At 47.4% G+C, this 10,410-nt stretch carries 12 protein-coding genes; 2 read left to right on the forward strand and 10 right to left on the reverse strand.

Annotated elements, in window-relative coordinates; genetic code table 11:
* Positions 1 to 449: 449 nt before the first annotated feature.
* The 10 genes from rbfA to N4310_RS05630 all read right to left on the reverse strand — a co-directional run bounded on the left by rbfA (position 450) and on the right by N4310_RS05630 (position 9,280).
* The gene (gene rbfA / locus N4310_RS05585; protein WP_179923892.1) at positions 450 to 806 is read right to left on the reverse strand and encodes a 30S ribosome-binding factor RbfA; all 357 of its coding nucleotides are present in this window, start codon (positions 804 to 806) and stop codon (positions 450 to 452) included.
* Positions 807 to 819: 13 nt separating this feature from the next.
* Positions 820 to 3,510 (reverse strand): translation initiation factor IF-2, encoded by a 2,691-nt coding sequence (gene infB, locus N4310_RS05590; protein ID WP_262092408.1) that lies wholly within the window; start codon positions 3,508 to 3,510, stop codon positions 820 to 822.
* A gap of 16 nt (positions 3,511 to 3,526) precedes the next feature.
* Positions 3,527 to 3,829, reverse strand: coding sequence for a YlxQ-related RNA-binding protein (locus tag N4310_RS05595; RefSeq protein WP_262092409.1), 303 nt, complete (start codon positions 3,827 to 3,829; stop codon positions 3,527 to 3,529).
* Positions 3,822 to 4,118, reverse strand: a complete 297-nt coding sequence (gene rnpM / locus N4310_RS05600) for an RNase P modulator RnpM (protein WP_262092410.1) — start codon at positions 4,116 to 4,118, stop codon at positions 3,822 to 3,824. The genes N4310_RS05595 and rnpM overlap by 8 nt, the downstream gene beginning before the upstream one ends.
* A gap of 2 nt (positions 4,119 to 4,120) precedes the next feature.
* Positions 4,121 to 5,344, reverse strand: coding sequence for a transcription termination factor NusA (gene nusA / locus N4310_RS05605; protein WP_262092411.1), 1,224 nt, complete (start codon positions 5,342 to 5,344; stop codon positions 4,121 to 4,123).
* A 95-nt stretch (positions 5,345 to 5,439) separates the two neighbouring features.
* Positions 5,440 to 5,910 carry a ribosome maturation factor RimP gene (gene rimP, locus N4310_RS05610; protein ID WP_262092415.1) on the reverse strand — a complete coding sequence of 157 codons (471 nt, stop codon included), beginning with the start codon at positions 5,908 to 5,910 and terminating at the stop codon, positions 5,440 to 5,442.
* 117 nt (positions 5,911 to 6,027) lie between these two features.
* On the reverse strand, positions 6,028 to 6,669 hold the full coding sequence (gene trmB, locus N4310_RS05615; protein WP_160332935.1) for a tRNA (guanosine(46)-N7)-methyltransferase TrmB: 642 nt from the start codon (positions 6,667 to 6,669) through the stop codon (positions 6,028 to 6,030).
* Positions 6,666 to 7,460, reverse strand: a complete 795-nt coding sequence (ccrZ, locus tag N4310_RS05620; protein ID WP_160332934.1) for a cell cycle regulator CcrZ — start codon at positions 7,458 to 7,460, stop codon at positions 6,666 to 6,668. Before ccrZ ends, trmB begins: the two co-directional genes overlap by 4 nt.
* Positions 7,461 to 7,500: 40 nt before the next feature.
* Positions 7,501 to 8,553 carry an ABC transporter permease gene (locus tag N4310_RS05625; RefSeq protein WP_262092412.1) on the reverse strand — a complete coding sequence of 351 codons (1,053 nt, stop codon included), beginning with the start codon at positions 8,551 to 8,553 and terminating at the stop codon, positions 7,501 to 7,503.
* A 1-nt stretch (position 8,554) separates the two neighbouring features.
* The gene (locus N4310_RS05630; protein WP_262092413.1) at positions 8,555 to 9,280 is read right to left on the reverse strand and encodes an ABC transporter ATP-binding protein; all 726 of its coding nucleotides are present in this window, start codon (positions 9,278 to 9,280) and stop codon (positions 8,555 to 8,557) included.
* A 216-nt stretch (positions 9,281 to 9,496) separates the two neighbouring features.
* Here N4310_RS05630 and N4310_RS05635 point away from each other — a divergent pair, with 216 nt between their 5' ends.
* Together N4310_RS05635 and N4310_RS05640 are read left to right on the forward strand one after the other, a co-directional pair.
* Positions 9,497 to 9,916 carry an HIT family protein gene (locus N4310_RS05635; protein WP_160332931.1) on the forward strand — a complete coding sequence of 140 codons (420 nt, stop codon included), beginning with the start codon at positions 9,497 to 9,499 and terminating at the stop codon, positions 9,914 to 9,916.
* Positions 9,917 to 10,249: a hypothetical protein gene (locus tag N4310_RS05640; protein WP_262092414.1), complete on the forward strand. Its 333-nt coding sequence runs from the start codon at positions 9,917 to 9,919 to the stop codon at positions 10,247 to 10,249. It begins immediately after the preceding gene.
* Positions 10,250 to 10,410: the final 161 nt, after the last annotated feature.

The raw sequence follows: 10,410 nt of genomic DNA on the forward strand, positions 1-10,410 counted from the left end.
ATATTCTCACAATATGAAAGAACTTTTTTACGAAAATCTACTGAATATGCCATAAAAATAGTATAGCACAAAGTGTGCAGTTTCTGTTTCATTCTACTATACCTCCACAACTTTGTCATTTATAAATATGAAAAACATGAATCCCCTTTGGCATACAAGGGGTTAGAAACCTATCTTTGTGGTTCTTTATAGTCGTTTAGTTTATTACTGCGTTAGCTCGTCTTGCCGTACTTCTTTGAAACTTTCTTCGAAAGTTTTGTCACCAAGCTCAAAACCTCCCCCGTAGCTTTTGAGCTGTCTATGACTCGCTGCCTTGTACTCAAAGCAAACTAAAAGACTGTATCAGTTTCCAGGGATTCCACACAACTTGGCAAAGAACCACAAAACCCCAGCCTTAGACTGGGGTACTACTCATACAAGAAAATCTCTTACAAATCAGGACTTAAAGACTAAAAATCGTCCTTATTCAAATTCCGCAACATCTGATCGATCTTATTACCATATTCAATGGATTCGTCTTTGACAAAGGTCAAATCAGGGATTTTGTAGATATGGAGTTGACGGCCCAGTTCCCGTTTGATGGTCCCGGTCGCCTTCTCAAGGCCGATTTGGGCCTTTTGGTTGTCAGAGGCTAGGTCACTCATAATGCTGTAGTAGACCTTGGCCAGGGAGAGATCACCGGTCATTTGGACATCGGTGATGGTAACGCCTTGGACACGAGGGTCACGGACCTTCTTTTGCAGGATCTCGTTGACTTCACGTTTGATTTCCATAGCGACCCGGTCGGTACGAATCGAATTTGCCATGGGGACCTCCCTATTAATGTTTAATTTCTTCCATGATGTAGGCTTCAATCACATCGTCAACCTTGATGTCATTGTAGTTTTCAACCATCAAACCACCTTCACGGCCGTTGGTAACTTCTTTGACATCATCCTTGTAGTGTTTCAAGCTTGCTAGTCCGCCATCGTAGATAACCACATCTTGGCGAATTACTCGAACCTTGGAGTCGCGGGTAATTTTTCCGCTCAAGACCATGAAACCACCGATGGTACCGACTTTAGATACTTTGAAGGTCTCACGGATAACGGCTTCACCAATTACTTTTTCCTCAAATTCAGGATCCAAGAGTCCCTTCATGGCATCTTCTACTTCTTCAATCACCTTGTAGATGATGCTGTGCTGACGAATTTCTACGCCATCTGCCTCGGCTTGTTGACGGGCTTGCGGGGTAGGGCGAACGTTAAAGCCGATAATAATCGCATTAGAAGCTTCAGCCAGAGTAATATCAGATTCATTAATCGCCCCTACCGCTGAGTGGACGATGGTTACTTTCACACCCTCAACTTCAATTTTTTGAAGGGAGGCTGCAAGGGCCTCAACCGAACCTTGCACGTCAGCCTTGATGATGACATTAACTGACTTCACTTCTCCCGCCTTAAGAGTATCAAAGAGGTTTTCAAGGCTAACACGGGTTGTGTTTTGGCGTTGTTGGTGAAGGGCACGTTTAGCACGTTCTTCCCCGGCTGCACGGGCAGCTTTTTCATCTTCATAGACCGCGAAATGGTCACCCGCCATTGGAGTTTCATTCAAACCGGTAATGGAGACTGGAGTTGATGGGCTAGCCACTTTGACCCGACGACCGAGGTCGTTGGTCATGGCACGCACCCGTCCAAAAGTATTTCCGACAACGATCGGATCCTGGACGTTTAGGGTTCCTTGTTGGACCAAGAGCGTTGCAACAGCCCCTTTTCCTTTATCCAGTTGGGCCTCAATAACGGTACCGATAGCACGAACAGTTGGGTCTGCTTTTAGTTCTTGGATTTCAGCAACCAAGAGGACTGTTTCCAACAATTCGTCAATGTTTTGGTTGAATTTAGCAGAAATTTCGACAAATTCGGAATCACCGCCCCAGGCTGTTGACATAACACCATGCTCGGCCAATTCACCGATTACACGCTCGGGGTTGGCACCTGGTTTATCAATCTTGTTGATGGCTACGATAATTGGAACATCGGCAGCCTTGGAGTGGTTAATGGCCTCAATGGTTTGTGGCATCACGCCGTCATCTGCGGCAACGACCAAGATGGTGATGTCTGTGACCGATGCTCCCCGAGCCCGCATGCTGGTAAAGGCTGCGTGTCCCGGGGTATCCAAGAAGGTGATTTTCTTGCCGTTTTCTTCAATTTGGTAGGCTCCAATGTGCTGGGTAATTCCCCCAGCTTCGCCTGTTGCGACACGGGAATTCCGGAGGGTATCCAAAAGGGTGGTTTTACCGTGGTCAACGTGACCCATAATGGTTACCACTGGTGGGCGCTCAACCATTTCGTCTTCATTGAGGTAGTCCTCATCCACGAAGAAACGTTCGATGTCGGCATTGTCCACTTGAACTTTTTCCTTGGCATCAATGCCATAATCCACCATGAGGAGTTCAATCGTGTCCGCATCGAGGGATTGGTTCTGAGTCGCCATGATCCCCATCATAAAGAGCTTCTTAACAATCTCTGCTGGTTCGCGTTTAATCCGTTTGGCAATCTCTGCAACGGTCATCCCAGCCGTGTATTCAAATTCCTTAGGAAGTTCGTGGAACTTACGTTCCGTAACCGGTTTTGGTGCCTGGTTCTTACCACGTTGGTTCTTCCCTTTGTTTTGTTTTTGCTTCCAGTTACTATTTCTTTGATTTCTCACTTGATTTTGATTATTTCGATTTCTATTTGCTTGCTTGCGTGGACCATCTTCGTGTTCATTGTCACGACGTTTATCCGGTCTCGCTTGTTTTTTACGACGGTTATCTGGTGCCGGAGCAGCAGCTACAGGGGCTGTAAAAGCAGCGGGTTCCGGTTTTGAAGCCGGACTTGGCTGCACTGGAGTCTCCTGTTTCGCTTCTTTGCGGCGTTTAGCTTGCTCTTCCTGGGCTTGGCGCTGGGCCTGGGCTTCCTTGAAGCGGCTTTCACTATTGCGGGCGTATTCCGCATTTTGTTCCGCTTTCAGGGCTGCAGCACGCGCTTTAAAATCCAGCCGAGGACCCGCCTGTTGGCTATTCCGATCTTGGCGGCGATCCTTGTGACGATTTTGGTCGCGGTTGCCACGGTTGCGGTTTTGATCCCGCCCCTGCCCTTGACCTTGTTGGTCACGATGGTTTTGTTTTTGCCCACGGCCTCCCTGACCTTGTTTACGGTCCTGCTTGCCACGACCTTGTTTGCGACGCTCAGCCTCAGCCTTAGCCTTTGCCTCCCGTTCTGCCTTAAAATTACGATTTTGCGGCCGGCCGCCTTGGGTTGCAGCACTTGGCTTGGCTGCTGGCTCAGAGGCTGGGGCTGGCTTTTCGGCTGGCTTAGGCGCCGCGGGTTTAGCCGGCTTGAAGCTGGCCTTAATCCGCTTGGCCACATCTTCCTCGACCGAGGAAGCATGGCTTTTGACCTCAATCCCTAGATCTTTGGCCCGCTTTACAATTTCCTTACTTTCCTTGCCGATTTCTTTGGCAATTTCGTACAAACGTTTTTTAGACATTTCCATGCCTCCATTTCTAGCTCATAATCGACCTCATTTTTTTAGTAAATCCAGAGTCGACCACAGATAGCACCTTGCGTTGGCGCCCGATGGCCAGACTCAAGTCATGGGTTGTAAATTGATCGACTACCATCTTCTGGTAGTAGCGACTTTTATCTTCAATGGTCTTCCGAAGATTAGGCCCTGCATCTTGCGCCAAAAACACCAATTGTGCTTGGTTGCTTTGAATGCTTTTTATGACCAAATCTTCACCAGAAACAAGTTTTCCTGCTCGCTGGGCCAGACCCAAAAGGTTTAACAACTGTTCTTCCTTATTCAAGTCCTAACTCTCTTCGTTTCAATTTGCGATCCACAAAAGCGATCAATTCATCGTAAAATCCTTCGGGAATTTCCTGACGAAAACTGCGATCAAAGACCTTCCGTTGTTTGGCCAAGGCTGCTTCTTCACAATCTAACTTGATATAAGCCCCTCGACCATTGGCCTTACCGGTTGGGTCAATGCTAACCTGACCGTCTTTAGTCCGGACGATCCGTAACAAGTCACGTTTGTCAATCACTTCACCAGAAATAAGGGACTTCCGTAAAGGAATTTTTCTTGTTTTGGTCATGCTTATTCCTGTTCTTCCTCGAGATTTTCGACTAGGGCTGCCTCATCCAGTAGCTCCTCTACTTCTGGCAGCACTTCCTCAACTGCTGATGGGACAACTTCCTCCTCAAGCGCCACTTCCGCTGCTAGCGCTTGCGCAGCTTCCATCGCCTCGAACTCAGAAGCTGATTTGATATCAATCCGGAAACCGGTTAGGTGGGCTGCCAGGCGAACATTTTGACCCCGACGGCCAATGGCTAAGGACAATTTATCATCTGGAACCACAACCAAGGCCCGTTTGCTATCTTTTTCATCGAAGATAACCTGATCCACTTCGGCAGGCGCAATGGCATTGTAGATAAACTCTGCTGGATCGCTGACCCACTCGATAACATCGATGTTTTCCTCGGTTGGAATCCACTTCTCAAGTTTAGCATCGTAGCGAGCTGGATGGAACTTACTAGTAATCTTCTTGATGTTACTTCCACCTCGGCCGACAATGGTACCAATCGCATCCACATCTGGATTGTGGCTGCGCACCGCCACCTTGGTCCGGTCGCCCGCTTCCCGGGAGACCGCCATGATTTCGACAGTACCATCGTAAACTTCAGGGATTTCCTGCTCCATCAAACGTTTGATCATCTGTGGGTGGCTCCGGCTAACAAAAACATTAACACCCCGGGGATCATCTTCAACCTTTTCAACGTAGACCTCAATCCGGTCGTGGGACGCAAAAACCTCACCTGGAATCTGATCCTTGCGCGACATCTGGGCTTCGATGCTTCCCAAGTTGATATAGATAAACCGGGCATCAAAACGCTCTACCGTACCACTCATCAACTCATTTTCATGCTCTTTGTAAGTGTTATAGGTGATTAAACGCGTCTGCTTACGCATTTTTTCCATGATCGTCTGCTTGGCAGACTGGGCAGCGACACGGCCAAATTCGGTCGGAGACTCTTCAAATTTGATTTTATCACCTAACTCATAGGCTGCATTGATGGCCAAGGCATCTTTCAAGCTGATCTCTAAGCGGCTATCAAATACTTCATCCACGACCTCACGCACTGTGTAAACGTGGAAATCTGCTTTTTTCTCATTAAACTCAATGAGGGCACTGTCAGCTTGGCCGTAACGACGGCGGTAGGCTGCACGTAGGGACTCAATGACTGCATCAACGATGTCGTCTTTTTTGATGCCCTTATCTTCTTCAAGGATGCGGAAAGCTTCCGCCATTTCTTTACTCATGCTTTACTTGCTTTTGGTTGCCCAAAAGCTCCTTTCTGTTTCATAGTTGTTTCGCTTACTTTAACAAAGCTGGAAAAGAGAAACGAACGGACGCTCTAAAATTTCACAGCCAAGCGAGCCTTAGACACTAGCTTGTAAGGAATCTCCACTTGTTTGGTCCTGGTTTTATCCATGTACTCTAGCTGCAAGGTTTCCCCATCAAAGGCTAACAAGTCACCTTCAATCTGCTTTTTCTTATCAATCGCTTGATAAAGGCTGACATGGATGTAGGAACCAACCGCAGCCTGCATGGCCTCGGATGTTTTCAAGGGCCGCTCTAGACCAGGACTGGATACTTCCAAAAAATAATTTTCCGGGAAGGGATCTGGCTGGATGGTATCCAAGAGTGGACTAATCAAGTCTGTCAAATCAGCTGTATCCTCAACGGTAATCCCACCGGGCTTATCCACAAATACACTCAAGACCATATCGCCACCTAGTTTGGCATACTCCAGATCTACCAACTCATAGGGTTCAGGAATCTGACCTTCCAGGACCTGAGACACCTGCTCAATAATTGTTACGATAAGAGCACCTCCTTTTTTACTATAAACAAGAGGCGAAGATTTCTCTTCGCCCCTCCTTTTTCTTTATTCTTTTCTAATTATACCATAGAATTCCCTAAAAACAAGCTTCAGACCCACTTATTCTGGAAAATGTGCTTCTAAACGGTAAATTACTTGGCCCTTGCTGGAGAATTTCTCCTCATACTCTGTCCGCACGTTGCCCTCAATCTCACTAGCGTGTAGGTCTAACCAGACCCCATCCAAGATCATGCCGTATTGGGACAGGGAGACCAGGGAATATTCAAACAAGCCGCGATTGTCGGTTTTGAAATGGATCTCTCCCTGACTAGGTAAAATCGCCTGGTAGGTTTCCAAAAACGACTTATAGGTCAAGCGCCGTTTTTCGTGGCGCTTCTTAGGCCAGGGATCCGAAAAGTTTAGGTAGAGACGGTCGATTTCCCCGGCTTCAAAATAGTTGGTTAGGGCATCCCCATCAACCCAGAGCAACCGGATATTGGGTACATCAGTTGCCAAGACCTTGTCCAAGGCATAACTTAAAACCGATTTTTGGATGTCAATCCCGATAAAGTTGATATCCGGATGGTTTTTCGCCATGCCGGAAATGAATTGGCCTTTTCCAGATCCGACTTCAATATAAATCGGATTCTTATTGCCAAAAATCTCCTGCCAGTGTCCCTTGGCACTTTCTGGATCCAGCACCACATATTCTGGATGTGCTTCTAATAACTCGGTTGCCCCTTTTCGATTGCGAACTCTCATAATCCCCTTCCAAAGCGTGTCCGGAAATTTCTAAGCGCATAGATTTCCCGGTTCACATTATCCATATCCTCATTGGCATAGTATTTACCAATTTGGTTTAAATAAGAATACTGGGCATACCAGTACAATTTGTTCAATACCTTCTGATTGTAGCGGTAGCCATAGTAGACCAACCATTCCTGCCAGCGGGATTCAGGAATATAGTGGCTCAAGATATGTGCCACATCAAACATCCGATCCGTTAGGCGGACAGAATCCCAGTCCACTAGGTAAATCAAACCACTCTCTGTTTCAATCCAATTACTGTGGCGAACATCACCGTGCACAATGGTCGCATGGTCTTCCCGAAAACCAGGTGCCGATTGACGCAAGTCGTCAAAGACCTCTTGCAAAAACTGATTCCGCCGTAAATTGGCATGGACAGACTCCCGCCAAGAATAAAGCAAGTCAATCGGTGTTTCCAACTGTTGCCCCAAACTGGTCAATTGGACCATCAAATGCCGGGAGCGGTGCAGACGGGTCAAGATGTTAATAATCTGCTTTTTCCCCATTTCTCCAGGAGTCAGAATTTTCCCGTTTAGCCACTGTTGGCCCGTCATCACTTGACCATCGGGCATCCGGCGACTCCACAACAGCTGCGGCGCAATCTGTTCCTTAGCCAGTCCAGCCAGAATCGGGCTGGTATTCATTTTTACAAAAATCTCACGTCCATCTGGATACGTGCCCTTATAGGCATTGCCACTTTTACCCGCCAAGGGGCTCAAGGCTAGCTCTTGATCAGTCCCTTCCATTCATGACCTCCTTGAAAAAATCTTCTTCATTCTACTAATTTTAGACAGCTTCGTCAACCAATCTCTTTAATTTATAAGGAATATAAAGCTTGATCAGCAAGAGCGTGAAGAGAAGCATGCTCCCTGCTTCCAAAAAGGCTCCTCGTCCCAAGAGAACCAGGAGAGCCACACCGAGACTGACCAGCCCCAATTGATTAAGCAACCTTCGCAATCCACTACTTTTTGCTTGACTCCCTTTCGGGAAAAGCCCTGTCATCACTTGCCCATCTTGACTACGCAACAGTGCCAGTAATTGGAAATACAAGAGATAGTAAGCCACAAAGGCCAAGCCCGTAGCCAGCCAGACTTGCGGAACCAAACCCAGAGCTAGCAGCGCCAACAATTGCAGGCGCAACCACAGGCCATAATAAGGTCCTTTTCGTAAAAAAGAACGCAAAAACAAACTATACCAAGGATTGGAATTCCCCCGCTCCAAAAGTGGCAACACTGGATTCCAGGCAGACCGCATCCGCACTCGCTCCTCAATCCCCTTGACTTGCGTAAAGAGGGAGAAAAAGCGTAGAATGCCTTGCGTCCGCTCCTGTTCCTGGCTAATCCAAAACGTCCAATCCAAGCCCGCATCCTGCCGCAAACTGCGGTACCGGTAGGCAAAAGCGACAAACTGGAGGCTCGCTAGCCCAAGCAGATAAATCAGTATAGGAAGCCAGCCCGCAAAAGTCACCCACCAGAGAGGCAGCAACAGTCCAAAGGCCAGCAGAGCACGAACCAACTGCAAAACAGCTGTCTTCCGAAAAACGTCCCGCAAAAACACCTTGACCTGAGCTTCCTGAACCAAAAGGAAAAACTCATCCCCCCTACGCAAGTAGGTAGCCATCCGGCCGGGCACAAAACACACAGCCGATACCACCGGCAACAGCCCCAGCAAGAACAGCCGATAGGCGGCCGGATCCAGTAACAAGGCCCGATACTGGGTCAGAATTAAACCCAGCAAGATAAACAAAAAGAGGACAAAATGGTCATTGAGAACATAACGCAGGTAGCTCACCAATTCCCTCCGGAAAGCTGCTTGCCTTCGCTGAAATACATCACGCATGCTAATCCTCCTGAGTGACACGCAGGTAGATGTCATGCAGACTTTGGTCCGGCATTTGGAATTGTTCCTGGATTGCTGCCAAACTGCCCTCTGCTAGAACCTGCCCTTGATGGAGTAAGATGTAACGATCACACACCCTTTCGGCTGTATCCAAAACATGGGTAGACATTAAAATACCCTTCCCTTTTTTCCGTTCCTCCAAAAGAAACTGGAGTAAGTCCTCAATCGCCAAAGGATCCAAGCCCAAAAAAGGCTCGTCAACAATATACAAATCAGGATCAACTAGGATGGCGCAGAGAATCATAACCTTCTGCTTCATCCCTTTAGAAAATTCTGCCGGAAGCCAATCCAACTTCTGGTCCAGGCGGAAACGCTTGAGGTAAGGAGCCAGGCGCTCCAGGCTCTGATCCAGATCCTTCTCATAGGCCATGGCGACAATTTCAAAATGTTCCCTCAAGGTCAGCTCCTCATAGAGCATGGGTGTTTCGGGAATGTAACCGATCTTCTTCCGATAAGCGACCGGATCGGTCTGTAGTTCCTGACCATCCAGGCGAATTGTTCCCTGATAGGGATGAAGAAAACCAATAATCTCCTTAATGGTAGTCGATTTCCCTGCCCCATTCAGGCCAATCAAGCCCACAATTTCATGATGTTGGACGGAAAAACTGATCTCTTTCAGCACAGGTAGATTAAAATAGCCACCTGTAACCTGACTCACTTCTAACATAAATCCTCCATTTTTGCTATACTAAGAGAAGACGAATATGGACTGTTCGCTATCATTAACTAGAAGAACCTGTCCTGTTCTTCGCAGAGCAACTACTGCGTCAAGGTCATTTTGCTAACTAAAGTAAGCGAGGCTAGACTTTGGTCTCAGCCTCTTCAATAGCCACGTTCCAATCAAATCCATTATATCAAATGGACGGAATGAAAGGAGAAAAATATGGATTGTCTTTTTTGTAAAATTGTTGCGGGAGAAATCCCAGCTAGTAAAGTCTATGAAGATGAGCAGATTCTAGCCTTCCTCGATATTTCCCAGGCAACACCTGGACACACCCTGGTCATTCCCAAGGAACACTACCGAAATATCTTTGACCTAGATCCTCAAGTAGCCCAAGCCCTGTTTGGACAGGTACCCGGTTTGGCCCGTCGTCTCAAACAGGCACTTGGTGCTGAGGGAATCAATGTGATCAACAATAGTGAAGAGGTTGCCGGCCAAACCGTCTTCCACACCCACATCCACCTGCTCCCTCGCTTTGGCCAAGAAGATGGCTTAGACATCCGTTTCCAAACCCAGGAACCAGACTTTGAACACTTGGCCCAATTGGCACAAAAAATCAGAGAAACCACGGAGGAAGTCTAAATGGGTCTCATCTCAACCATCCTCTTTTTGAGTGCTGCTAAGTCTTCCTATGAGTTAGTGTCAAACCGCAAGGCAATCATTCGCAATGCCAAAGAGGCAGCTAGCGAAAGCAAACGCTTCAATCAGCTACAGGCTCAACTGAAAGACCAGCTCCAAACCCTGCAAACAGAAGCGCAAAAAATCACCCCTCTCGCTCAAGACCTCAACTATAAGGCTCAGGCCTTTGGCAAGGAAGCCCATGCCCGCACCGAGCAAATCCAAGCCCAGATGGAGCAAGCACAGGCCCATGTGGAGGAGCTCCAAGCCAAAATAAAAGCTGCCAACAAACCGTAATACTCCAACAAGACAGCTACCTAAGAGGTTGGGACAAAAGTCCAACCTCTCTTTTTTGAGCATTTGCTTTTAAAATAGAAATAGAGGTTCTTTGTCAAGTTGTGTGGAATCCCTGAAAACTGACAATATAGAATAAAGACAATCTTCCTTCCTCCCCTCCT

The sequence above is a fragment of the Streptococcus danieliae genome, from assembly GCF_025447695.1.
In the GTDB taxonomy this organism is placed as follows: Bacteria; Bacillota; Bacilli; order Lactobacillales; family Streptococcaceae; genus Streptococcus; species Streptococcus danieliae.

What these genes read in the sequence shown, in the direction of transcription:
- rbfA (WP_179923892.1), bottom strand. Translation starts at nt 806, where the DNA reads ATGGCAAATTCGATTCGTACCGACCGGGTCGCTATGGAAATCAAACGT.
- infB (WP_262092408.1), bottom strand. Translation starts at nt 3,510, where the DNA reads ATGTCTAAAAAACGTTTGTACGAAATTGCCAAAGAAATCGGCAAGGAA.
- rnpM (WP_262092410.1), bottom strand. Translation starts at nt 4,118, where the DNA reads ATGACCAAAACAAGAAAAATTCCTTTACGGAAGTCCCTTATTTCTGGT.
- nusA (WP_262092411.1), bottom strand. Translation starts at nt 5,344, where the DNA reads ATGAGTAAAGAAATGGCGGAAGCTTTCCGCATCCTTGAAGAAGATAAG.
- trmB (WP_160332935.1), bottom strand. Translation starts at nt 6,669, where the DNA reads ATGAGAGTTCGCAATCGAAAAGGGGCAACCGAGTTATTAGAAGCACAT.
- ccrZ (WP_160332934.1), bottom strand. Translation starts at nt 7,460, where the DNA reads ATGGAAGGGACTGATCAAGAGCTAGCCTTGAGCCCCTTGGCGGGTAAA.
- N4310_RS05625 (WP_262092412.1), bottom strand. Translation starts at nt 8,553, where the DNA reads ATGCGTGATGTATTTCAGCGAAGGCAAGCAGCTTTCCGGAGGGAATTG.
- N4310_RS05630 (WP_262092413.1), bottom strand. Translation starts at nt 9,280, where the DNA reads ATGTTAGAAGTGAGTCAGGTTACAGGTGGCTATTTTAATCTACCTGTG.
- N4310_RS05635 (WP_160332931.1), top strand. Translation starts at nt 9,497, where the DNA reads ATGGATTGTCTTTTTTGTAAAATTGTTGCGGGAGAAATCCCAGCTAGT.
- N4310_RS05640 (WP_262092414.1), top strand. Translation starts at nt 9,917, where the DNA reads ATGGGTCTCATCTCAACCATCCTCTTTTTGAGTGCTGCTAAGTCTTCC.